We start from the raw sequence: 24,753 nt of genomic DNA, 5'->3' as shown, positions 1-24,753 counted from the left end.
CCGGCGCCGCCTTCGGCCAGCGCCCGTATTCCTGCGCGCACGCGCTGCGCCGCATTTGTCATTGGAAGTCCATGTCCACACTCAGCCCGGCCGACATCAAGGTCAATGTCCTGAGCGGCGCCACTGTCGCCCTCGCCCTCGTACCGGAAGCGATCGCTTTCGCCCTGCTGGCCCATGTCAGTGCCCTCACCGGCCTGTATGCGGCCTTTTTCATGTGCCTGATCACGGCCGCGCTGGGCGGCAGACCCGGCATGATTTCCGGCGCCACCGGCGCGCTGGCCGTGGTGATGGTCAGTCTCGTCGTCAGCCATGGCGCCGAATACCTTTTTGCCACCGTCGTGCTGATGGGGCTGCTACAAATACTGTTTGCGGCCTGCCGCCTTGGCAAGCTGATACGCATGGTGCCCCACCCCGTCATGCTGGGCTTCGTCAACGGCCTGGCCATCGTCGTCTTCATGGCACAGTTCGGCCACTTCAAGACGCTGGACGCCAGCGGCGCGCTCAGCTGGCTCAGCGGCGCCCCCCTCTACCTGATGCTGGGCCTGGTGGCCGTGACCATGCTGGTCATCTATCTGCTGCCGCGCCTGACCACCGTCATCCCGTCCTCGCTGGCAGCCATCCTGCTGGTGGCCGGCCTGGTCTGGGCCTGTGGATTGGAAACGAAGACAGTGGGCGACATGGGATCGATCGCGGGCGGCCTGCCGCGCTTTCACCTCCCACAAGTGCCGCTGACGCTGGAGACGCTGACCATCATCGGCCCGTATGCGCTGATCCTCGCCACCATCGGTTTGCTGGAGACACTGCTGACCCTCAACCTGATCGACAGCATCACCGACACGCGCGGCAAGCCGAACCGCGAAAGCCTGGCGCAAGGACTCGCCAACATCGTCAGCGGCTTCTTCGCCTCGATGGGCGGCTGCGCCATGATAGGCCAGAGCATGATCAACATCGGCAACGGCGCCCGTTCGCGCCTGTCGGGCATCGTGGCCGGCGTACTGCTGCTGGGCTTTATCCTGTTCCTGTCGCCATGGATAGAGAAAATTCCGCTGGCCGCGCTGGTGGGCCTGATGTTTGTCGTCTGCGCCAAGACCTTCGCCTGGGGCAGCCTGCAAACCCTGCGCAAGATCCCCCGCGCCGACGCCATCACCGTGGTCGGCGTGACCGTCATCACCGTGCTGACGGACCTGGCGGTGGCAGTGCTGGCCGGCGTGGTGTTTGCCGCCCTCGTCTTCGCGTGGCAGCATGCCAGGCAGATCGCCGTGCGCACCGGCACCGATGAACGTGGCTGGAAGGTGTATCTGCTGGAAGGCTCGCTGTTCTTCGCCTCGACGGCCAGTTTCACGGCCCTGTTCACGCCAAGAGAAGATCCGCAGCACGTGGTGATCGATTTCGCGGGAGCGCGCGTGGTCGACCATTCCGCCATCGAGGCGATCGACGCGCTGGCGCAGCGCTACCAGCAGGCGGGCAAGACGCTGCACCTGCGCCACCTGAGCCCCGACTGCCTGGCGATCCTGGGCAAGGCACGCCCCATGGTGGAAGTCAACGACCGGGAAGACCCACACTACCGCGTAGCCGACAACCGCCTCGATTAAGCGCCACGCCGGCAAGCGTGGGGCCTAGCCACGGGCGCTTCGGCTATGATGTTGGCCTGACTGTTTACCAGGAACATGCATGGCACTGCACATCGAAACTCCCTTGCTCAACTCGCGCGCCCTGAGCCTGCACAGCGAACGCGCCATCTGGCTCAAGCTCGAAGCCTTGCAGCCGCCCGGCTCCTTCAAGATCCGCGGCATCGGCCTCGCCTGCGAAGAATACGCGCGGCGCGGCGCCAGCCGCTTCATCTCGTCTTCCGGCGGCAATGCCGGCATCGCCGTCGCCTATGCGGGCCGCCAGCTGGGCATTCCCGTCATCGTCGTCGTGCCGGAAACCACCAGCGAACGGGCCAAGGCCCTGATCGCGCAGGAAGGCGCCGAAGTCATCGTGCACGGCGCAGCGTGGCAGGAAGCGAACGCGCTGGCGCAGTCCATGCTCACGCCGCAAGACGCCTTTTTGCACCCGTTCGACGACCCGCTGCTGTGGCAGGGCCACGCCGGCATGATCGATGAAGTGGCGCGCGCGGGCCTGAAACCGGACGCCGTGGTGCTGTCGGTGGGTGGCGGCGGCCTGCTGGCCGGCGTGGCCGAAGGCTTGCAACGCAATGGCTGGGATGACGTGGCGCTGGTGGCCGTGGAAACGCAAGGCGCGGCCTCGCTGGCGGCCGCAGTGGCCGCGCGCGAGCACGTGGCCCTGCCGGCCGTGAGCAGCATCGCCACCTCGCTGGCCGCGCGCCAGGTCTGCGCGCAGGCGTTTGCCATCAGCCAGACGCGCCTGCTGCACAGCGTGGTAGTGTCGGACCGTGCCGCCGTCGACGCCTGCCAGCGCTTTATCACCGACCAGCGCCTGGTGGTGGAGCCGGCCTGCGGCGCGGCGCTGGCGGCCGTCTACGGCAAGGTGCCGGACCTGGCGCCCTACCGCAAGGTGCTCGTCATCGTCTGCGGCGGCGTGACCGCCACCACGCAGCAGCTCGACCACTGGAGCACCACCCTGTCGTAGCTAAGGCGCCGCCTCGAGCAGCGCCACGCCGTCGCGGCCCTGCCCCTTGGCGGCATACAGGGCCTGGTCGGCCAGGTCCAGCAACTGCGCCGGCGTCAGCGCGCCTTCACGGAAGATGGCGATGCCGATGCTGGTCGTCACCGGCAGCGGGCCGCTGGCCAGGTCGAAGGGCTGGCGGATGGCGTCGATGATCTTGGCGCCGATCTGGCGCACTTCGGCCGCGCTGTTCACGCCTTCCAGAATAATCACGAATTCATCGCCGGCCAGGCGCGCCACCAGATCGCTGGCGCGCACGCTGCGCACCAGGCGTGCGGCGAATTCCTTCAGCACCTCGTCGCCCGCCTTGTGTCCCAGGCTGTCGTTGATGGCCTTGAAACGGTCGATATCGAGATAGGCCAGCGCCATCGGCGCGCGCGCGATCCGCGTGCGCTGCATGCTTTGCGCCAGCTGCTCGTCGAAGCGGCGCCGGTTGGCGATGCCCGTCAGGGTATCGGTGGCGGCGGCAAACTGCAGCGCCGTGTGCACCGCCCTGGTCTTGGTGATTTCGTGGATCAGGCCATACACGCCTTCCACCGCGCCGCTCTCGCCCACGTCGGGCACGTAGCTGGTCTGGAAGGCGCGCATGCCAGTGTCTCCCTCGCCGCCGAGGGTGAATTCATATTCGACCTCCTCGCCCGCAAAGGCGCGCCGCAGGTAGGCTTCGCGCATTTGATACGCTTCCTCGCCCAGCACCTCGCGGATCGACTGCATCAGGCTTTCCTGCTGCGACCGGCCGAACCATTTCTCGAACGTGGCGTTGATGAACTGGTAGCGGTGCTCGCGGTCGATATAGACGATCACCACGGGCACATGGTCCGTCAGCAGTTTCAAACGCCGCTCGCTGTCGCGCGTCTGCGCCTCGGCGATTTCGCGCTCGGCCACCAGCGAATAAAAGTCGCGGCTCAAGTCGCCGATCTCGTCGCGCCGCTCGATTTGCAGCACATCGATACCCAGGCGATGACGGCGAATCTCATGCACCTGGTGGCGCAAGCGCGCCAAAGGCTGCAACAGGCGCAGCACCACGCGCCAGCCGGCCAGGCCCGCCAGCGCCGCCAGCAGCACGGCGGCCAGCAGGATCTTGCTGCGGATGGCATGCAGCGGCGCGAACGCGTCGCTCATGGGATAGACGGACGCCAGTATCCAGCCCGTCGAGGCGATGCGGTGGTAGGCAAACAGCGCATCGACGCCTTGCGTGGTGGTGCCCGTCAGCCAGCCCTCGAAGCCCTGCATGGCGCGCCGCGTGGGTACGCTGATGGGGCCATGCGCTTCGATATGCTGCATGATGCGCGACTTGTCGGGATGCTCGACGATCACGCCTGTGCTGGTCATGATGTACAGATAGCCGCCCGGACCCGGCTTGAGCGCGCCGAGACGGCCCAGGAAATCGGGCTGGCGCAGGTTCACGCTGGCCGCCAGCACATAGCGCACGCCGCCCTGCGCGTCGAACACGGGCTGCGTCACCACGACGATGGGCATGCCGGAAATGCTGCCGTTGAGCGGCGCGGAAATCACCGAGCGCCGCGTCGCCAGCGTCTGTTCAAAGTAAGGACGACCCTTCACGTTCAGCCCCGCCTGCGGCTTGAAGGGACTCACGCTGGCCAGGACAACGCCGTCGATGCCCACCACGCCGGCCGAATAAAACTCCTTGCCCAGCACCGTTTGCGCGGCCAGGAAACGCTGCAGGCTGGCGCCGTCGTGCGCGCCGCCGGCCGCCAGGCTGTCTGCCATCGCGCGCAGCACATTGCGCTTCGCGTCAAGTTCTTCATCGATGAAGACGGCGGCGCTGGACAGCGAGACGTACTGCTGGCGCCCCGTCACGTCGCGCATGCCGCGCTCGGCCACGGCCAGGGTGGCCAGCGCCAGCGACGCGACCGCGCCCAGCACGAGCAGGAAGACGACGACGCTCATGCGCGCCTTCAGACTGGCGGGCAAGTGCCGGCGCAGCCATTTGCGCCAGGTCGTCACGGCCGCAGCTGCAAATGGCGGCACAGACGCTCGACCGACTCTTCCAGCGCCAGGGTGCCCGTATCCAGGGTCAGCGCGGCCGCCAGCGGCGCTTCGTAGGGGGCCGACACGCCCGTGAATTCGGCGATCTGCCCCGCGCGCGCCTTCGCGTACAGGCCCTTGACATCGCGTTCCTCGCACACGGCCAGCGGCGTGCTGACGTGGACTTCGATGAAATGCGCCGTACCGATGATGGCGGCGGCCATGGCCCGGTCAGCGCGGGAGGGGGAGATGAAGGCGGCGATGACGGTCAGGCCTGCCCCGTTCATCAGGCGCGCCACTTCGGCTGTGCGGCGGATATTTTCATGCCGGTCTTCGGGCGTAAAACCCAGGTCGCGGTTCAAGCCATGGCGCAGCTGGTCGCCGTCGAGCACCGTCACGGCGCGGCCCTGCGCCTTGAGCGCCTGCGCCAGCGACAGGGCGATACTGGTCTTGCCGGCGCCGCTCAAGCCCGTCAGCCAGACCGTGTCGTGTTGTCCTGCTGTCATTACACTGCCTCTCTCTTGTAGAGCTGGCAATATAACAAAGCCGCGCGGGAAAGGACAGATTATCAGGCTGCGCTGCGCGCCTCCAGCAGCAATTGTCGTATCTCGGGCACGCAGGAGCCGCAATTGCCGCCGGCCTTGACGCAGGCCGTCACCTGCGCCGTCGTCGTCAGCTTTTGTTCCACGATGGCCGCGCAAATGGTGTTGCGCCCCACGCCAAAGCACGAACACACGGTGGGGCCGGCATCCATGCCCTTGCCGATGGGCTGGCCCAGCAGCACGCCTGCGCGGTCGGCAGCATCGAGCTGCTCGTGCGCGAACAGGCCCGCCAGCCAGCTGCGCGACGGCAGGTCGGGACGGGGCGAAACATACACGCATTGCGCGATGCGCCCCTCGTCCAGGTGCACGGCGCGGTACACGCCGGCGCTGGCGTCCGCATAATCGAGCCAGTCGGCGTTGTCGTCCGTGACGCCGAGCAGCGCGCGCGCCCAGGCGCCCAGGTCTTCGATGCGCTGGCGGCCGGCCAGTTCGTAGCGCAGGAATTGCTCGCCCTGAATGCGCGTCCAGTGCGCCACGCCGTCCAGGTCCAAGGGCGTGCGGCTCAGGACAAACGCATGCCAGTGCACGCGGAACTGCTCGATGCGCACGGGGGTATGCTTGAATTCCGGTTCGCCCGAGACAGGGTCGACGACCGGGTTGACGACGGCGCCCACGCGCGCATCGGACGCATTCGCGTCGCTCCAGTGGATCGGCACGAAGACCTGGCCGCGCGCGATGCCGCCGCCATGCACGACGCGCGCCACCATCGCGCCCCAGGCGCTGGAAATGCGCGCCAGCTCGCCTTCGCGCACGCTGTACAGCAGCGCATCCTGCGGGTGGAGATCGATGAAGGCTTCGGCGATATGGCCCGACAGCCTGGCCGCCTTGCCCGTGCGCGTCATCGTATGCCACTGGTCGCGCACCCGGCCCGTATTCAGGATGAGTGGATAGTCTTCGTCGGGCATGTTGCGCGGCGCGCGCGGCGCCGTCGGCACGAAACGCGCACGGCCGTCCGCATGCGCGAAGCGGCCATCGCCAAACAGGCGCGCCTGGCCCTGCGGCCACTGCTGCGGTTGCAAGGCGTCGTATTGCGCAGCGCTCAGCGCCGCCAGGTGCGACAGGTTGAACAGGCGCGCCGTTTCCGCCTCGTTGCGGAAAGCGGACAGGCGCGCATGTTCATCGAAGATGGCCTGCGGCGACGTGAAGTCAAAACCGCCAAAGCCCATGCGCCGCGCCACATCGCACAGCACGTCCCAGTCGGCGCGCGCTGCGCCGGGTGCCGGCAGAAACGCCCGCTGGCGCGAGATGCGCCGCTCGGAATTGGTCACCGTGCCATCCTTTTCGCCCCAGCCCAGGGCCGGCAGCAGCACATCGGCATGCGCGTTCGTGTCCGACCCGGCGCTGATGTCCGACACCACCACCAGCTCGCATTTATCGAGCGCGCGGCGCACCTGGTCGGCGTCCGGCATGCTGACCAGCGGATTGGTGGCAATGATCCACACGGCCTTGACTTTACCCGCCTCGATGGCCTGGAACAGGTCCACCGCCTTCAGGCCAGGCTTGTCGGCGATGCGCGGAGAGTCCCAGAAGGTTTGCACGGCCTCGCGATGCGCCGGCTTGTCGAGATCGAGGTGCGCCGCCAGCATATTGGCCAGGCCGCCCACTTCGCGCCCGCCCATGGCGTTCGGCTGGCCCGTGAGGGAAAACGGCCCCATGCCGGGCTGGCCGATGCGTCCCGTCGCCAGATGGCAGTTGATGATGCTGTTGACCTTGTCCGTGCCGGAGGACGACTGGTTGACACCCTGCGAAAAGGCCGTGACCACCTTGCGCGTGGCAGCAAATGCCTGGTAAAACGCCAGCAAGGCAAGCGGGTCGACCTTGCAGATGGCCGCCACCTGCAAGGGATCGCCGCAGTCCACGTGGGCGGCTGCCAATGTCTCGTCGAGACCCGAACTGTGCTGCGTGACGAAATCGTCGGCGATCACGCCCTCCTTCGCCAGATAGCACAGCAAACCGTTGAACAGCCACACGTCGGTGCCCGGTTTCACGGGCAGGTGCAGGTCGGCCAGCTCGCAGGTGGCCGTGCGGCGCGGGTCGATCACCACCAGTTTCATGTGCGGCCGGCTTTCCTTGATACGCGTGATGCGCTGGAACAGGATCGGGTGGCACCAGGCCGTGTTCGAGCCCACCAGCACCACCATGTCGGCCAGTTCCAGGTCGTCATAGCAGCCCGGCACGATATCCTCGCCAAACGCGCGCTTGTGGCCCGCCACGGCCGACGACATGCACAGGCGCGAATTGGTGTCGATATTCGCGCTGCCCACATAGCCCTTCATGAATTTGTTGGCGACGTAATAATCTTCCGTCAGCAACTGGCCCGAGACATACAGGGCCACGGCGTCGGGGCCGTGTTCGGCGATGATGGCGCGCAAGCCGCCGGCCACCTGGTCCAGCGCGACATCCCAGGAAGCGCGCCGCAGGACGCCATCGACGCGCACCTGCGGCTGCAGCAGGCGCTTGTCCAAGTCCAGGGTGTCACCCAGGGCCGAGCCTTTCACGCACAGGCGGCCCTGGTTGGCCGGGTGCGCGGCGTCGCCGGCGATGCGGATGGCGCCGTCGGGCAGGCGCGTTGCTTCCACGCCGCAGCCGACGCCGCAATACGGGCAAGTGGTTTTCACGGGCGTGCAGCTAGTCATGAAAGTATCCTGTTGGTCGCTGTCAGGCGGCCTGGGCGCACAGCGCCTGGCCAAACAATAAATGGGCGCGCAGCTTGCTGATGTCGCGGCGCTGCTGGATCAGGTCGAAATACCAGGGACCGTCCTGCACGTCGCCATACAACACGGCGCCGGCCAGGCGGTTGCCCTGCACCACCAGGCGCTTGTAGACGCCGCGGCGTGGATCGCGCAGCACCAGGTCTTCGCTGCCCTCGCCGCCGATGATGTCGCCGGCCGAATACAGGTCGATGCCCGTCACTTTCAATTTGGTGGCGCTGGCTTGCTGCACGTAGCGGCGGTGCCCCGCGCCGGCCAGGTGCGCGCCGCACACGCGCGCCTGCTCCCAGATGGGTGCCACCAGACCGAAAGTGGCGCGCCGGTGCTGCACGCATTCGCCCACGGCGTACACGCGCGGGTCATAGCTTTGCAGGCAGTCGTCAACGACGATGGCGCGTTCGCAGTGCAGGCCGGCCGCTTGCGCCAGCGCGATGTTGGGGCGCACGCCTGCCGTCATCACCACCAGGTCGGCGGGGATCGACGTAGCATCGGCAAAGCGAACTCCTTGTACGCGGTCGGTACCGAGGATTTCCGCCGTTTGCGCCTGCATCAAAAATCGCAGGCCGCGCGCTTCCAGCGCCGTTTTCAGCAGCATCGAAGCGGGTGCGTCCAGTTGCTGGTTCATCAGTGCGCCGCTCATGTGCACGACGGTGACGTCCATGCCCTGGCGCTGCAAGCCGTTGGCCGCTTCCAGTCCCAGCAAGCCGCCGCCGATGACCACCGCGTGGCGGTGCGTGCGCGCCGCCTGCAGCATGGTGTCGACGTCGCTGATGTCGCGAAAACCGATCACGCCGGGCAGTTCGTGGCCCGGCACGGGCACGATGAAGGGCGTGGAACCGGTGGCCAGCAGCAGACGGTCGTAGCGCACCTCGATGCCCGACAGCGCTTGTACCGTGCGCGCCTGGCGGTCGATGCGCACCACGGGGTCGCCCGCGTGCAGGGTGATGCCGTTGTGCGCATACCAGTCGCGCGTGTGCAGCATGATGTCGTCCACCGACTTTTCGCCGGCCAGCACGGGCGACAGCAGGATGCGGTTGTAATTGCCGTGCGGTTCGGCGCCGAATACGGTGATGTCGTACAGGTCCGGCGCGAGTTTCAACAGTTCCTCGACCGTGCGCATGCCGGCCATGCCGTTGCCAACCACGACTAAAGACGGCCGCGCGGCGGTGTTCATATGGCCACCCACACCATGTCGGCAAACACGCGCGCGGGCCAGGCGGCAACCGAGTGTTCAGGCGCTTCGATGCACTCGCCGCTGGCCAGGTCGAAGTGCTGCTTGTAGATGGGCGACGCCACCACGACGCGCTCGCCGATGCTGCCCACGAGGCCGCGCGAGAGCACGGAAGCGCCCGCGTTCGGGTCGACATTATCGATGGCGTACACGCGCGGCGCGGCATCACCGACGCGGAAGACGGCCACGTGGCGGCCATTCAGCAGCGCACACACGCCCGTGTCGGGCACGATGTCGGCCAAGGGGCAGATGGCGACCCAGTTGTCGGCAGTGGCGCCGGAAAGTTCATTCATCGCATTCATGGCTCAAGCCTCCACGGCAAGGATGGGGATCACGGTGCTGCGGCGTTCCATCTCGGTGGCGGGCCGGATCTGGCCCCGCTCTTCGACGAACACCACATTTTCATCGTTCTTCTCGCTGTTGACGAAGTGGCGGAAGCGCTGGCGCACGGCGGGGTTGGACACGGCTTCCTTCCACTCGCAGGCGTAGGTGTCGACCACGTGCTGCATGTCCGCTTCCAGTTCCGCCGCCATGCCCAGGCTGTCGTCGATGATGACGCGCTTGAGGTAATCGAGGCCTCCTTCCAGGTTGTCGCGCCACACGCTGGTGCGCTGCAGGCGGTCGGCCGTGCGCACGTAAAACATCAGGAAGCGGTCGACATAGCGCACCAGGGTGGCTTCATCGAGGTCCGACGCCAGCAGCTCCGCATGGCGCGGCTTCATGCCGCCATTGCCGCACACGTACAAGTTCCAGCCCTTTTCCGTGGCGATCAGGCCGATGTCCTTGCCCTGCGCCTCGGCGCATTCGCGCGTGCAGCCGGAGACGCCGAACTTGATCTTGTGCGGCGTGCGCAAGCCCTTGTAGCGGTTTTCCAGCTGGATCGCAAAGCCCACGCTGTCGGCCACGCCATAGCGGCACCAGGTGGAGCCGACGCACGATTTCACCGTGCGCAGCGACTTGCCGTAAGCGTGGCCCGACTCGAAACCGGCCGCGATCAGTTCTTCCCAGATGGCCGGCAACTGGTCGACTCTTGCGCCGAACAGGTCGACCCGCTGGCCGCCCGTGATTTTTGTGTACAGACCGTATTTTTTCGCCACCATGCCCACGGCGATCAAGCCGTCGGCCGTCACTTCGCCGCCCGGCATGCGGGGCACGACGGAATACGTGCCATCCTTCTGGATATTGCCGAGGAAGTAATCGTTACTGTCCTGCAGGCTGGCGTGTACGGGCGACAGCACGAAATCGTTCCAGCACGAGGCGAGGATATTCGCCGCCACGGGCTTGCACACGTCGCAACCGAGACCCTGGCCGTGCGCGCCCAGGAGTTCGCCGAAGCTGCGGATTTTGCCCACGCGGACCAGGTGGTGCAATTCCTGGCGCGAGTACGCAAAGTGTTCGCAGACGTGGTTGTTGACGGCCAGGCCCTGCTTCTGCATTTCCGCCTTCATGATCTGCGTCACCAGCGGCACGCAGCCGCCGCACGCGGTGCCCGCCTTCGTACAGCTTTTCAGGGAGCCGATGGTCGTGGCGCCCTCGGCGACGGCCGCGCACAGCGCGCCTTTCGACACGTCGTTGCACGAACAGATTTGCGCCGACTCGGGCAAGGCGTCCACGCCCAGTCCCACCTTTTGCTGGCCATCCGCCTGCGGCAGGATCAGGAATTCGGGGAATTCCGGCAGCTCGATTTTATTGAGCATCATTTGCAGCAAGGTGCCGTATTCGCTGGCGTCGCCCACCATCACGCCGCCCAGCAGGTATTTGCCGCAATCGGAAACGACGATCTTCTTGTAGATCTGCTTGCGCTCGTCCATGAACTGGTAGGAGCGGCTGCCGGGCGCATTGCCGTGCGGGTCGCCCAGGCTGGCCACGTCCACGCCCATCAGTTTGAGCTTGGTACTCATGTCGGCGCCCTTGAACGAGGCTTCGCCCTCTTCCTGCAACACATGGCGCGCCGCGATGCGGGCCATTTCGTAGCCGGGCGCCACCAGGCCGAAGACCAGGCCGCCCCACAGCGCGCATTCGCCGATCGCATAGATATCGGGATCGGACGTGACGCAGCTGTCGTCGATGGCGATGCCGCCCCGTGGCCCCACCTCCAGGCCACAGGCGCGCGCCAGTTCGTCGCGCGGACGGATGCCGGCCGAAAAGACGATCATGTCCGCTTCCAGGTGGCTGCCATCGGCAAACTGCATGCGGTGCGTGGCCGCCTCGCCATCGACGATGGCCAGCGTGTTCTTTTGCGTGTGCACGGTCACGCCCAGTTCCTCGATCTTGCGGCGCAGGACGCGCGCGCCGCCCTCGTCCACCTGCACGGCCATCAGGCGCGGCGCGAATTCCACCACGTGAGTGTCCAGCTTCAAATCGCGCAAGGCTTTCGCGCATTCAAGGCCCAGCAATCCCCCGCCGATCACCACGCCCGTTGTTGACTTTCCGCCCCAGGCCAGCATGGCTTCCAGGTCTTCGATGGTGCGGTAGACGAAGCAGCCATCCCTCTCCTTGCCCGGCAGCGGCGGCACGAACGGCGTCGAGCCTGTGGCGAACACCAGTTTGTCGTAGCTCAAGACTTCGCCCGTGCTGACGGTGACGGTTTTCGCCACGCGGTCGATGGACACGGCGCGCGCATTGAGTTTCAACACGACGTTGTCCTTGTCGAAAAAGCCGGGCGCCACCAGGGACAGGTCCTCGGCCGATTTGCCGCTGAAAAATTCGGACAGGTGCACCCTGTCATAGGCGGGGCGCGGCTCTTCGCACAAGACCGTCACGGACAGGCGCGTGTTGTTCTCCAGCGCCAGGCGTTCGAGGAATTTGTGTCCGACCATGCCATGGCCAAGGACGACGATGTTCAGGGGGTGGTTCATCGCTATCTCCTCAGGCCGCGGCCATGTTTGGTTCTGCCGCTTCGCGGGTAAAGCGCACGGCGATGGCGCACAGGGCCGAGATCACCACCAGCGCGCTGAGGATGATCAGGGTCTGGCGGATGTCGCCCGTGCCCTTCATCAGGAAACCGGCCGCCACGGCGCCCACGTTGCCGCCGGCGCCGATGATGCCGGCCACGCCGCCCAGCGCCTTGCTGTCGATGAAGGGCACCAGTGCATAGGTCGCGCCGCACGCCATATGGGTGAACAGGCCGAAGACCAGCATGGCGATGACGGCATAGGTGACGCTGTCGACCTTGGCAAACCACAGCAGGCCCACGCCTTCGCCGATCATCAGCATGAACAGCAGGGTGACGCGGCTGTTCAGGTTGCCGCGCAGGGCCAGCTTGTCCGACATCCAGCCGCCCAAGGCGCGGGCAAACAGGGCCAGCAAGCCGAAGCTGCCGGCGGCCAGGCCGGCCGATTTCAAGGACAGGCCGAAATGGTCGACGTAATACACGGCGGCGATGTTGTGGATGAAGATTTCGATGCCGAAGCAGGCGCCGTAGGTAACGAACAGCAGCCAGACGCGGTAGTTGGCGCTGGCCGCCTTGAAGCTGTCCCAGCCGCCCTTTTTTCCTCCTTCGATGGCCGTACCGGCGGCGCGCAAGTCCGAGTAATTACCTTCAGGGCAATCCTGCGTATAGCGCCAGTACAGGGCCGCCATCACCAGCATCAGCACGCCCGGCACCAGCAAGGCCACGCGCCAGCCCAGCGATTCGGACACGCCCAGCATCACTACGGCACCGAGCAGCAGCGGCATCAGCGCCTGTGCCGCGCCGCCGCCCGCATTGCCCCAGCCGGCGGCCGCCGCGTTGGCCGTGCCGACAACACGCGGGGCGAACATCACGGAGGTGTGATATTGCGTGATGACAAAGCTGGCGCCGACGGCGCCGATACCCAGGCGGAAGAACAGAAAGCTTTCATAGCTTTGCGAAGCGGCCACGCCCAGCACGGGGATGGCGCCCAGCAAGAGCAAGCCCGTGTACGTCTTGCGCGGGCCGTAGCGGTCGCACAAGGGTCCCACGATCAGGCGCACGAGGATGGTGATGGCGACGGCCGCAATATTGATGTTCGCCACTTGCGCCAAGGAAAGGCCGAACTCGCCCTTGATGACAGGCATCAGGGGAGCGCAGGCGAACCAGGCGAAGAAACACACGAAAAATGCCATCCACGTCAGATGGAATGCGCGCATGGGCGGCGTGGCGAGGGAGAAGAGCGCGATGCGCGTTGCTTTTTGGCTGGCCATATAGGTTCCCGGAAGTATCCCGTTGATAAAACAAAACGGCGCCCGCCCCCGCCGATGAAAAAATCAGCCTGGGCGGACGCCGTTGTCCATGTGGTCCGTCGTTGGACCGTTGTGCGTTTATTCAGGGGATCGCCGTTGATCCGTATCTCTTGTCTAGCAAGCGCCGTGCCAGCTTGCCTGACGGGCACGCAGCAGCATTCGCACTCGCTTTGCGCCAGATCATGGCCAATGACGGTGCAAACACGCCACTTGCTGGTGCATGCGGGAACCAGCAAGTGGCAACCCTTGTCTAAATACCATTCGAAGCAGACGCGGGAGACCACGATGGTCAAGACATTGCGCCGCTGGCGGCCGCCGTGGCTGGCTTGCGCGTGCGCCGGGCTGCTGCTCATTACATGGAGCAACACTGCCGCCACCCAAGAGCCGAAGGAACACAGCGAACTCGATGCCACCGTCGTCGCTCCCTTCCGCGCCACGGCCGGTGCACGGACGACGCAGGCGCGTACCTCGCAGTCACGCACATTTATTGTTCGCCTCGCCTATCCCGACGCAGGCCGCACCCATGCGGTGCGCTGGAGCTTGACCTTGTCCGGACCCGGCCCGCAAGGCGCTGTACTGCGGCGCTGGTCGGGCACGGAGCAGGTGGGGGCTGGCGGCAAGAGCGTGAACTTGCCCTGGGATGGCCGCGCCGACGCCGATGCGCGCGAACGGAGGGTGCTGGCGCCGGAAGGCTTGTACCAGTTGCGCCTGCTTGCCGAGGCCGATCCTGGCACGCCTCAAGAGATGCAGGTGGAACAGCAATGGCACGTCCAGGTGCAACGGGGCGCAAGCATGGCGCCCAGGGTGCCCGCCTTCCAGACCGGCCTGCAACAACTGCCCAGCCTGGAAGGCCAGCCCGCCTATCACCTCGTCTACGCCAACCTGCACAGCCAGACGCGCCACAGCGACGGCGGCGCGGCACTCGATGCCTGCCATGGCGCGCAAGACCCGCAAACGGCGCCCTTCGGCCCCATCGATGCCTATAAATATGCGCAAGAACACGGCCTCGACGCCCTGCTGACGTCCGAGCACAACCATATGTATGACGGTTCCGACGGCACCAACTCAGCTGCCACCGCTGCCGAAGCGACAACCCTGTACCAGACGGGCCTGGCCGAAGCGGCCGCGTATACCGCCGCCCACCCCGGTTTCCTGGCCCTGTACGGCATGGAATGGGGCGTCATCAACAAGGGCGGCCACCTGAACATTTTCAATAGCGAACAGTTGCTGGGCTGGGAAAGGAATGCCCTGGGCGAGTTGCTGGCCGACGTGGAAACGCCGAAGGGCGATTACGCGGGCCTGTACACGCTGATGCGCGAGCGGGGCTGGGTCGGCCAGTTCAACCACCCGGCCCAAACGGGCCAGTTCCTCGTCGGCGACCAGGCGCTCGGCTACACGCCGGACGGCGACGCGGCCATGGTGCTGTGCGAAGTCATGAACACGTCCGCGTTTTCCATCAACGACCAGGAAACGGAGACGCGGCGCAGCAATTACGAAGCGGCTTGCAACCGGGCGCTGGCGGCCGGCTACCACGTCGCGTTCAGCAGCAACCAGGACAATCACTGCGCCAACTGGGGGGCGTCGTATGGCAACCGCACGGCCGTGCTGGTAACCAGCCCTGCCGCCGGCACGCCCGTTTCACGCGACGGCTTCCTCGAAGCGCTGCGCGCGCGCCGCGTGTTTGCCACCATGGACAAGCACGCGCAACTGCTGTTTACGGCCAATGGCAAGCTGATGGGCGAGCGTTTCGACAACCACGGCCCCTTGCACCTGGCCACCCATTTCAGCAACAGCGCGGGGCGGCAAGCGGCCGCCGTCGCCATTTTCCACGGCGTGCCGGGCAGCAATGGTTCCGTTACGCCAGTGTCGGACCAGGCCGAGTTCACCGTCACGCCCGCGCCCGGCCCCCATTTCTATTACGCGCGGCTGACGCAGGACGATGGCAACATCGTCTGGTCGGCACCCGTGTGGGTCAATCAGTTGCCGTGATCGGCCACCCCGCCAATAGCAAAAAAGCCGGCTTTCCCTCGCACGATTGCCCGCCGCAAGATGCGTTCGCACTGATCTATGGCAACATGGCAGCGCCGTTTTGACAGCAAGGCGGCGCAACCGACCCATGCCAGGGAATAGCATGAAACCAAAAGAGCTGATCATCACCAATATTGAAGCGTTCTTGCTGCAGCCGCTGACCGCAGCGGGCTTCAAGTTCTCGCCAAGCCAGCTGACCTTCAAGCGAGCAAAGGACGAATTCGTCCAGGCCATCCATTTCCAGGCCAACCGCCATAATGAAGAGGATGTCTGCGTGGCATTCTGGAGCCACTATCAGGTCTCGTCCAGATCCTATACAACATGGCACAAGGCACGCTACGGCCGTGAACCTGTCAACAATATCGTTGGCGGCGTGGCGGACTGGAATATCCCGAATTGGCAATTCCCTGTCATCGATGTCAAGGAGGACAAAGAACACCAGCTGGTCGATCCGCTCCATCGGGCAACAGTCATGGTCTGCCTGCGGGACAATCTGCTGGAGTTGGCCATTCCCTGGCTCGACCACCTGTCCAACTGGGAAAATGCGGCCCTGGCCATGGTTGAAGCGCACGACTCGCATGCCAGGGCCTGCGATTTTTATCTGATGGCCGGCAAGCAGGAAAAAGCCTTGTGGGCCTTGAACGAAGGCATTGCCTACTGGGAAAGAAACCCCAAGGCATCTTATCCGCAAGAAAAAGAGGAGATCGCTTTGCGTATGGAACGCTACTTCAATGCCACACCAATCTGAACCATGACAGAGATCACTTGCCCCTACCACGACGCCTGCGGCCATCATTTTGACAGCAGCGCACTCGATGCGGCCGATGGCGATTTTCTGAAATCGGCCATCGGCAAGAACATTACCTTCATGTTCCTGCACTGCCCCGCATGCTCAAGGATATTCCAGTTCAATCCAGTCGCCTGGACAGCGCAGGCTTGCGAAGCCGTCACCCCCAAGGTCGCGAAGAAAAGCGGCAAGCAGCTGGAGAAATTGCTGGCAAGTAAAGAAGTAGCCCTGCCCCAGGCCTATCTCGCTCACCTCCGCAGCGGAAAGTCGCGTCCCGACGTGGCGATTTTCATGGATGAAGACCCCTTCACGCTGTACAGCCTGGACGCGCTGTGTCATGACGTCGAGGTCGATGGCACACGGTATCTGGCAGTCCGGCAACTGGCAGGCTTTGCGCAGACCCTGGCGCAAGCGGCGGGAACAGGTTCGAAGCAGGCAGCACCGTTCAGTCTTGCCGAGCTGGCGGATTGCCTGTCCATCGGCGAGGAAAATACGCGCATCCTGTTCATCGACAGCCGCGACAACGAGGCATTGTGGATTTATCACTGCGACGGCGGCGATGTCGAAAAAACGCGGCTTACCTTGAGCGCCCTGAGCGGACCTGACGCATCCTGAAGCGCGCCACACGCCGCAGATTCTGCGGTCTCGCTCTTTTCCAGCAAACAATATTGGAAAAACATGTTATTTTTTAAATAGTCATCCGTAGACACTGGTTCCTCACAGCAATCCATGGCACCATGGCTGCGCCGTTTTGCCTGCAACGCGGCCTCCCTCGGACCAACCAGGAACCCACTATGTCGTCATATCGCACTCTCGCCGGCAGCATGCTGCTCGGCCTGGCCGCAGCGGGCATCGCCCATGCACAAGCACCCGCGCCCGCCGCCGCCAACACCGATCCCCACCTGTGGCTGGAAGACGTCCTCGGCGACAAGCCGCTGGCCTGGGTCAAGCAGCATAATGCTGTCGCCACCAAGGAACTGGAAGGCCAGCCCGGCTTCCCCGCCCTGCAGGCGCGCCTGAAAACCATCCTCAATTCCAAGGAACGCATTCCCGACGTCAGCAAGGAAGGCGAGTATTACTACAACTTCTGGCGCGATGCCCAGCACGTGCGCGGCATCTGGCGACGCACCACGCTGGCGCAATACCAGCTGGCCGAGCCAACTTGGGAAACCGTGATCGACCTCGACCAACTGGCCGCCGGCGAGAGTGAAAACTGGGTCTGGGGCGGCGCCTCCTGCCTGTATCCGAAGGGCGAACGCTGCCTCATTTCCCTGTCGCGCGGCGGCGGCGACGCCAAGGTGGTGCGCGAATACGACGTGGCCAAGCGCGCCTTTGTCGAAGGCGGCTTCACCCTGCCCGAAGCGAAGGGCAGCGCCAGCTGGATCGACCAGGATACCCTGTTCGTTTCCACCGATTTCGGCCCTGGCTCGATGACCAGCTCCGGCTACCCGCGCATCATCAAGCAGTGGCAGCGCGGCACGCCGCTGGCACAGGCGCAAACCTTGTACGAAGCCAAACCCGACGACCTGAGCGCCGGCGCCTACAAGGACTTCACGCCCGGCCAGGAACACCAGTTCATCGAGCGGCAAATCGATTTCTACAGCGGCGAAATGTTCCTGCGCGACGGCGCCGAGTTGAAAAAAGTGCCGAAACCGGACGACTCCACGGCCTTCACCGTGCGCGACCAGCTGGTCATCACCCTGCGCTCGGACTGGAAAGTCAACGGCAAGACCTATGCGCAAGGCTCCTTGCTGGCCACGGATTTCAAGGCCTTCATGCAGGGCAAGCAGGAACTGGAAGTGCTGTACGCACCCACGGCCACGTCTTCGCTGGACAATGTCACGGCGACGAAATCGGCCATCCTCGTGACGACCCTGGACAAGGTCAAGAACCGCCTGACGGAGCTGCGCCACGTGAACGGCAAGTGGCAGCGCCGCGCCGTCGATGCGCCGAAGCTGGGCACCCTGGTCGTCAGCGCGCTCGATCCCGTCGACTCGGACCAGTACTTTCTGAAGGTGACCGACTTCCTCAACCCGACCGCCCTGTACCTGGCCACGACGCAGAGCGACAAGCGCACGAAAATCAAGTCGCTGCCGGCCTACTATGACGCGGCGCCATACAAGGTGGAGCAGTTCGAATCGACGTCGAAGGATGGCACCAAGGTGCCGTATTTCGCCATCATGGGCAAGAAGACCAAGTTCGACGGCAGCAATCCCACCGTGCTGTATGGCTACGGCGGCTTCGAAGTGTCGCTGAAACCGAGCTACAGCGGCACCACGGGCGTGGCGTGGCTGGAAAAGGGCGGCGTGTACGTGCTGGCAAATATCCGCGGCGGCGGCGAATTCGGCCCCCGCTGGCACCAGGCGGCATTGAAGGAAAACCGCCAGCGTGCGTATGACGATTTCATCTCCGTGGCACAGGATTTGATCAAGCGCAAGGTCACCAGTCCGCGCCACCTGGGCATCATGGGCGGCAGCAATGGCGGCCTGCTGACGGGCGCCGTGCTGGTGCAGCGTCCCGACCTGTTCAACGCCGTCGTCAGCCAGGTGCCGCTGCTCGACATGCGCCGCTATAACAAGATGCTGGCGGGCGCCTCGTGGATGGGAGAATACGGCGACCCGGACGTGCCGGAACAATGGGCGTACATCAGCAAGTACTCGCCGTACCAGAACGTCTTCAGGGACAAGAAATATCCGCGCGTGCTGTTTACCACTTCGACGCGCGACGACCGGGTCCACCCTGGCCATGCGCGCAAGATGGTAGCCAAGATGGAAGAGCAAGGCCACGACGTGCTGTACTGGGAAAACACGGAAGGCGGCCACGCGGGCGCGGCCAACAACGACCAGCAGGCGCTGATGTGGGCGCTGACCTACACCTTCCTGCTGGAGCAGCTGAAGTAATGGGGTGGTGTCGGATTACGTGCTCGCGCGCCTCGGCGGCCCCGCTAATCCGACCTACCCGGTTACTTCGCCTGCGCGCTGGGGCGTTCGGCAATGCGGTCGCGGTAAGCCTGCAGGTTGAGCAAGCCTTCCGCGCCGGGACGGTACTTCATCAGGCCACGCGCGAATTCCAGCGCACAGAAGGCCGTGATGTCGGCAATCGTGAAACGCTCGCCGGCGATGTACGGCTGCTGGGCCAGCACCTGGTCCAGCCACTGCGCCGTCTCGCGCAGCTTGCCCGCCTGCGCCGTGGCGAAATCGGGAAACTGCGGGTTTTCCAGCGCCACCAGGGCCGGATGGCCGTGGCGCACCCAGTTGGCGGCGGCGCTGAACAAATGCAGTTCCACGCGGCGGTCTGCCATTTCAATGAACGCGCGTTCCTCGAATCCTTCGCCCATCAGGTTCGGCTGCGGCTGCAAGCCTTCCAGGTAAGTACAGATGGCGCGCGTTTCGGTCAGCACGCGACCGTCCGCCAATTCCAGCACGGGCACGCGACCCAGCGGGTTTTTCGCCAGGAAGGCGGGATCGCGGTGCTGGCCCGCCATCAGGTCGAGCGCCACTTCCTCGATGCCGGTGATGCCTTTTTCGGCAATGAACATGGTAACGCGGCGCGGATTGGGCGTGCGGGGGCTGATAGTCAGTTTCATGTGCAGGTCTCGTCTCGTTGTAGTGGTGGATGGTGGTCGACAGTCAGGTACGGCACCGGCCCGTGGCAAGGCGGTCAGGCGCCCATCATACCAGCGCACCGTCATGCTACGCCCTCCTGGCGCGTTGACTTTGCCCCCGTTTCCACTTAGATTGCTGTACGGGAACGCTGGCTTTCAGTTCCAGCGATGTCCCGCTACCGCCATCAACGCCCGCAGCCTATCCGGCTGGCGGGCGTTTTACCCATGAACGAAGGGCATACCATGCATCGCACACCGACTCCGCGTTTCCGCCGCAGCCAACTGGCCGCCGCCGTCCTGGCACTGACCGCCATCACCGCCGTCATCCCGGGCCACGCCGCCCCCGCCGCCAAATACGCGTCGGCCAGCCACGCCCTTGCCACCACCACGCAGTTGCCGCGCGGCGTCACGCCCTTGCACTATATCCTGTCGATCACGCCGGACGCTGCCGCCTCGACCTTCAAGGGCGCAGCCGCCATCAAGGTGGCCGTCGACACACCGACCAGCAGCATCACTTTCAATGCCTTGAACCTGGCGTTTGCCGCCGCCGCCATCGAAGGCGCAGGCGGCAGCAAGCAGGTGACGCGCAAGATCGATATCGATGCGGACAAGCAGACGGCCACCGTGCATTTTGCCGAGCCCCTGGCCAAGGGCGAATACCTGTTGCGCATCGACTACACCGGCAAGATCGGCACGCAGGCCACGGGCCTGTTTTCGCTCGACTATGACACGCCGCAAGGGCGCCAGCGCGCGCTGTACACGCAGTTCGAGAATTCGGACGCGCGCAGCATGCTGCCGTCGTGGGATGAGCCGGACTACAAGGCGACCTTCGCGCTGGACGTGATCGTCCCGAGCAACCAGATGGCCGTCGGTAACATGCCGATCGCCAGCAGCGAAGAGCTGGGCAATGGCATGAAGCACGTGTACTTCGCCACCACGCCGCGCATGTCGACGTATCTGCTGTTCTTCGGCCTGGGCGACTTCGAGCGCGCCACGGCCATGAGCGACGGCACGGAAGTGGGCGTCATCACGAAGAAGGGTGCGCTGGCGCAAAGCCGCTTCGCGCTCGACGAATCGGCAGCCCTGCTGCGCGAGTACAACGATTACTTCGGCGTGCGCTATCCGCTGCCCAAGCTTGACAACATCGCCGCACCGGGCCGCAGCCAGTTCTTCGGTGCCATGGAAAACTGGGGCGCCGTGTTCACCTTCGAATACGGCCTGCTGCTCGACCCGACCATCTCGACGCAGACCGACAAGGAAAACATCTACACCACCCTGTCGCATGAAATGGCGCACCAGTGGTTCGGCGACCTGGTCACCATGCGCTGGTGGGACGACCTGTGGCTCAACGAAGGCTTTGCGTCGTGGATGGAAAGCCGCACGACGGAGCGTCTGCACCCCGAGTGGAATACGGCCCTGTCCAACGTGGGCGGGCGCGAATCGGCCATGAGCCAGGATGCGCTGCGCACCACGCACCCGGTGGTGCAGCGCATCGCCACCGTGGAACAGGCCAGCCAGGCCTTCGACGGCATCACCTATCAGAAGGGCGAAGCGGTGATCCGCATGCTCGAAGCGTACGTGGGCGCCGACACGTGGCGCACGGCCGTGCGCAGCTACATGCGCAAGCATGCGTATGGCAATACGGTATCGGACGACCTGTGGCGCGAAGTCGATGCGGCCGCGGGCAAGCCCGTCAGCGCCATCGCCCATGATTTCACCCTCCAGCCGGGCGTGCCGATGATCACCGTGGGCGAGGCCGTGTGCAGGAAGGGCAATACGCGCGTGACCCTGACGCAGACAGAATTTTCCAAGGACCAGCCGGACAAGAAACCACTGTCGTGGCGCGTGCCCGTCATCGCTTCGACGGTCGGCAACGGCAAGCTGGCCAAGGTGGTGCTCAAGAATGGCAAGGCGACCCTGAACGTGCCCGGTTGCGGCGCCTTGCTGGTGAACGCGGGCCAGAGCGGCTACTACCGCACCCTGTATGCGCCCACCGGCACGCGCGCGCTGGCGGGCAGCTTCGCGCGCCTGGCGCCGATCGACCAACTGGGCTTGCTGGCGGACAGCCAGTCGCTGGGCATGGCGGGCTTGCAGGACCCGGCCGGCTTCCTGGAACTGGTGAAGGCCACGCCGCTGTCGGCCGACCCGCAAGTGCTGGGCCGGGTGGCCGCATCGCTGAACGGCCTGTATGAGCAGTACGCGGGCGACCCTGCGCGCCAGCAGGCTTTTGGCCGCTTCGCCATGGCCCGCCTGGCACCGATGATGGCGCAGACGGGCTGGGAAGCGCGTGCCGGCGAAGCGTCCAGCGTGGCGACCCTGCGCGGGCGCCTGATTGCCATCCTTGGCGACATGGGCGAACCGGGCGTGATCGCGGAAGCGCGCCGCCGCTACGCGGCCAGCGAACAGGATCCCTCCGCCATGCCCGCACCGCTGCGCCGCACCATCCTGGGCGTCGTGGCCCAGCATGCGGATGCCGCCACCTGGGAGCAGCTGCACGCCAAGGCGCAGCAGGAAAAGACGCCGCTGGTCAAGAACCAGCTGTACGACCTGCTGGCGTCGACCGACGATGCCGCCCTGGCGCAGCGCGCGCTGGCGCTGGCGCTGACGGATGAACCAGGCGTGACCAACAGCCCGGCCATGATCTCGCGCGTGTCGCGCAGGCATCCGGAACTGGCCTTCGACTTCGCGCTGGCGCACCTGGAGCAAGTCAATGCGCGCGTCGACGCCAGTTCGCGCAGCCGCTACTTCCCGCGCCTGGCGGCCGGTTCGGCGCAGCCGGACATGATCGCCAAGCTGGAAGCATATGCGCAGGCCAACCTGCCGGCCAGCGCGCGCGGCGACGCCGACAGTTCCGTGGCCGGCATCAAGTACCGCATCAAGGTGCGCGCCGAGCGCCTGCCGGCCGTCGATGCGTGGCTGGCCAAGCAAACGGGCTAAGCGCCCGCGCCCGGCGCCGCAGGACGGCGCCGCCGGGCATTTTCCAGCCCAGTACGAAAATCCGGGCAAAAAAAACCGGCTTCGCAAAGTGCGGTAGCCGGTTGAAACGCTGTTTCAGAGCGCAGGGATAAAACGGAAAACACATGAAAAAGTGGAAATCGTGCCGGTCATTGAGGTGTCCGGCAACCTTGCGCCCGGGGTTTCCGTGCGCCATGTATCCACTATGCCAGTCCTTCCCTCGGGCAGGCTTAGGACTTCATTAAATCGCTGGCCGTTTCCTGTTTTTCCCCGCTTTGCTTGCCCGCGTGGCAATATTTCCTGCCGCGCCAGCCTGTCTGGTGCCGATGGTTGAGCTCACCGGCTAAGCTGTTGAGTCATGCCTGCATCCTATCGCTCCCGGAACGTAGTGATTTGCGCACCGCATGCTGTGTGCCAACAAAAGCATCATAACAGCGCCATATGACCGCCTTATGACGCAGCTCTAACATTGCACGCGCGCCGCCGTGCGGATCGCGTACTATTCCCCCATCGCCCTTGCCCCGTCTGCCCCATGTTCAGCCAGAACCTTCGCACCGTTTTTCTGCTTGCCTGCGCCGTGCTGGCCGCTTGCACGCCCTTGCCGCACACACCAACTCCTGCACCGGCCGCTCCTGCCACCATCCCCGCGCCAGCGTGGCAGCGGCAAGGCGTGCACCTGCTGCACATCGCGCCCGAAGAATCCCTGCTGACCATCACCGTGCGCCGCGGCGGCGCGCTGGCGCGGCTCGGGCATGACCACGTGGTGGCCAGCCGCAGCCTGCAAGGCGTGGTGGCGCCCGCGCTGGGACGTGCGCAGTTCCGCTTCCGGCTCGACGAGCTGCGTGTGGATGAAGCAAGCCTGCGCCAGGCCGCCGGCCTGACGACGACGCCGTCGGCCGACGCCATCGCTGGCACGCGCCACAACATGCTGGTGCGCGTGCTCGAGGCGGAACGCTATCCGTGGGTGAGCATCGACGCGCGCCGCACGGGCGACAAGGAGGTGTTTGACGCCGACATCACCCTGCATGGCGTGACGCGCACGGTGCAGCTGCCGGTGCGGATCGAGCAAGCGGCCGATGGACGCCGCCTGCAGGCCAGCGGCAGCCTGCTGCTGAAACAGAGCGACTTCGGCATCGTGCCGTTTGCCGTCTTGGGCGGCGCCATGGCCGTGCAGGATCAGATGGAACTGGCATTTCGCATCACCGCCCGGCAGGAGGTCAGCGCGCCAGGATCAGACGCAAGCCCAGGCCGATGAAAATGGTGCCGGCCACCCGGTCCAGCCACAGGCCGGCGCGCGGGCGGCGGTTGAGCCACAGGCCGACGGCGCCGGAAAAATAGCCGAGCAGGCCGAACAGCACGCAAGCCTGCGCCGTGAAGACCAGGCCCAGTTGCGCCGTCTGCCAGCTGGCATTGCCCTGGCCCGCGACGATGAACTGCGGCAGGAACGAGAGAAAAAACAGCACGACTTTCGGATTGATACTGTTGGCAAACAAGCCCTTGCCGAACAGGCGCAGCAAGGACTCGTCCGGCAAAGCGGCCGCGCCATCGACTCTGGCGCCGCCACGGCTGCGCAAGGCGCCGATGCCCAGCCACACCAGATATAGCCCGCCAGCCACTTTCAGCGCGGTAAATGCGGTGGGCGAGGCGGCCAGCAGGGCGGACACGCCGATGGTCGCCAGCACGGTGTGCGTGAGGCAGCCAAGGGCGCAGCCAAGGCCGAACGCCATGCCCTGGCGGCGCCCGCGCGACATGCCCACGCCCAGCACCATCAGGTTGTCGGGGCCGGGACTGGCGGTAATGAGGACGGCGGCGGCCAGGAAGGCCAGGAACTGGTCGGGACTGAGCATGAAGATCTCGCGGGCAAAGGCGCCATGATACCGGAGCGGGCGCCATGCCTGCAGGACATGAAATTGCCGTATGTCACCGAGAGTCGATTAAAATGGGCACTCCACAGCAAACGGCGTTGCCGCCGGTTCCCGCGCGACCATCACCCAACCCATCGATGCCCTGTCTCT

Annotated in this window: 17 protein-coding genes; 8 read left to right on the top strand and 9 right to left on the bottom strand. The window is 65.2% G+C overall.

Annotated features, from left to right (window positions below; all coding sequences use genetic code 11):
• The first annotated feature begins 71 nt into the window (after window positions 1–71).
• Both CSQ93_RS14555 and CSQ93_RS14550 read left to right on the top strand, forming a co-directional pair.
• A complete protein-coding gene (locus CSQ93_RS14555; protein ID WP_099378658.1) occupies window positions 72–1,592 on the top strand; it encodes a SulP family inorganic anion transporter in 1,521 nt (506 codons plus the stop codon).
• Between the two features lie 79 nt (window positions 1,593–1,671).
• Window positions 1,672–2,592 (top strand): pyridoxal-phosphate dependent enzyme, encoded by a 921-nt coding sequence (locus CSQ93_RS14550; RefSeq protein WP_099378657.1) that lies wholly within the window; start codon window positions 1,672–1,674, stop codon window positions 2,590–2,592.
• Here CSQ93_RS14550 and CSQ93_RS14545 read toward each other — a convergent pair whose 3' ends face one another.
• The 7 genes from CSQ93_RS14545 to CSQ93_RS14515 form a co-directional block, all read right to left on the bottom strand.
• Window positions 2,593–4,596: a diguanylate cyclase domain-containing protein gene (locus tag CSQ93_RS14545; RefSeq protein WP_158301232.1), complete on the bottom strand. Its 2,004-nt coding sequence runs from the start codon at window positions 4,594–4,596 to the stop codon at window positions 2,593–2,595.
• Window positions 4,593–5,123, bottom strand: coding sequence for an adenylyl-sulfate kinase (cysC, locus tag CSQ93_RS14540; protein WP_099378655.1), 531 nt, complete (start codon window positions 5,121–5,123; stop codon window positions 4,593–4,595). Before cysC ends, CSQ93_RS14545 begins: the two co-directional genes overlap by 4 nt.
• Before the next feature lie 62 nt (window positions 5,124–5,185).
• Complete coding sequence (locus CSQ93_RS14535) at window positions 5,186–7,855, bottom strand: nitrate reductase (protein ID WP_099378654.1); 2,670 nt, start codon at window positions 7,853–7,855, stop codon at window positions 5,186–5,188.
• A gap of 22 nt (window positions 7,856–7,877) precedes the next feature.
• Window positions 7,878–9,104: an NAD(P)/FAD-dependent oxidoreductase gene (locus CSQ93_RS14530; RefSeq protein WP_099378653.1), complete on the bottom strand. Its 1,227-nt coding sequence runs from the start codon at window positions 9,102–9,104 to the stop codon at window positions 7,878–7,880.
• Complete coding sequence (nirD, locus tag CSQ93_RS14525) at window positions 9,101–9,454, bottom strand: nitrite reductase small subunit NirD (RefSeq protein ID WP_099378652.1); 354 nt, start codon at window positions 9,452–9,454, stop codon at window positions 9,101–9,103. Before nirD ends, CSQ93_RS14530 begins: the two co-directional genes overlap by 4 nt.
• Before the next feature lie 12 nt (window positions 9,455–9,466).
• Window positions 9,467–12,019 carry a nitrite reductase large subunit NirB gene (nirB, locus tag CSQ93_RS14520; RefSeq protein ID WP_099378651.1) on the bottom strand — a complete coding sequence of 851 codons (2,553 nt, stop codon included), beginning with the start codon at window positions 12,017–12,019 and terminating at the stop codon, window positions 9,467–9,469.
• Window positions 12,020–12,029: 10 nt separating this feature from the next.
• Window positions 12,030–13,325 (bottom strand): MFS transporter, encoded by a 1,296-nt coding sequence (locus tag CSQ93_RS14515; protein ID WP_099378650.1) that lies wholly within the window; start codon window positions 13,323–13,325, stop codon window positions 12,030–12,032.
• A gap of 324 nt (window positions 13,326–13,649) precedes the next feature.
• Here CSQ93_RS14515 and CSQ93_RS14510 point away from each other — a divergent pair, with 324 nt between their 5' ends.
• From CSQ93_RS14510 to CSQ93_RS14495, 4 genes are all read left to right on the top strand, one after another.
• Entirely contained in the window at window positions 13,650–15,353 is a 1,704-nt protein-coding gene (locus CSQ93_RS14510) for a CehA/McbA family metallohydrolase (protein WP_099378822.1), read from the top strand.
• A gap of 142 nt (window positions 15,354–15,495) precedes the next feature.
• Window positions 15,496–16,140, top strand: coding sequence for a DUF4304 domain-containing protein (locus CSQ93_RS14505; RefSeq protein WP_099378649.1), 645 nt, complete (start codon window positions 15,496–15,498; stop codon window positions 16,138–16,140).
• Window positions 16,141–16,143: 3 nt separating this feature from the next.
• The gene (locus tag CSQ93_RS14500) at window positions 16,144–16,794 is read left to right on the top strand and encodes a hypothetical protein (RefSeq protein WP_099378648.1); all 651 of its coding nucleotides are present in this window, start codon (window positions 16,144–16,146) and stop codon (window positions 16,792–16,794) included.
• A gap of 179 nt (window positions 16,795–16,973) precedes the next feature.
• Entirely contained in the window at window positions 16,974–19,079 is a 2,106-nt protein-coding gene (locus CSQ93_RS14495) for a prolyl oligopeptidase family serine peptidase (RefSeq protein WP_099378647.1), read from the top strand.
• Window positions 19,080–19,141: 62 nt separating this feature from the next.
• On the opposite strand, the gene CSQ93_RS14490 is transcribed toward CSQ93_RS14495, so the two are convergent.
• Window positions 19,142–19,765 carry a glutathione S-transferase family protein gene (locus CSQ93_RS14490; RefSeq protein WP_099378646.1) on the bottom strand — a complete coding sequence of 208 codons (624 nt, stop codon included), beginning with the start codon at window positions 19,763–19,765 and terminating at the stop codon, window positions 19,142–19,144.
• Between the two features lie 261 nt (window positions 19,766–20,026).
• Between CSQ93_RS14490 and CSQ93_RS14485 the strand changes: the two genes are divergently transcribed.
• Both CSQ93_RS14485 and CSQ93_RS14480 read left to right on the top strand, forming a co-directional pair.
• The gene (locus CSQ93_RS14485) at window positions 20,027–22,720 is read left to right on the top strand and encodes a M1 family metallopeptidase (RefSeq protein WP_099378645.1); all 2,694 of its coding nucleotides are present in this window, start codon (window positions 20,027–20,029) and stop codon (window positions 22,718–22,720) included.
• A gap of 550 nt (window positions 22,721–23,270) precedes the next feature.
• A complete protein-coding gene (locus tag CSQ93_RS14480; protein WP_233516186.1) occupies window positions 23,271–23,993 on the top strand; it encodes a YceI family protein in 723 nt (240 codons plus the stop codon).
• Here CSQ93_RS14480 and CSQ93_RS14475 read toward each other — a convergent pair.
• On the bottom strand, window positions 23,956–24,585 hold the full coding sequence (locus CSQ93_RS14475; RefSeq protein ID WP_034754929.1) for a LysE family translocator: 630 nt from the start codon (window positions 24,583–24,585) through the stop codon (window positions 23,956–23,958). The two genes, CSQ93_RS14480 and CSQ93_RS14475, sit on opposite strands and share 38 nt — an antisense overlap.
• Between the last annotated feature and the right edge of the window lie 168 nt (window positions 24,586–24,753).

It is taken from the genome of Janthinobacterium sp. BJB426, assembly GCF_002735705.1.
GTDB lineage: Bacteria > Pseudomonadota > Gammaproteobacteria > Burkholderiales > Burkholderiaceae_D > Janthinobacterium.
Note: the sequence above shows the minus strand (reverse complement) of the source record. Positions and strands in the feature narration are given on the sequence as shown.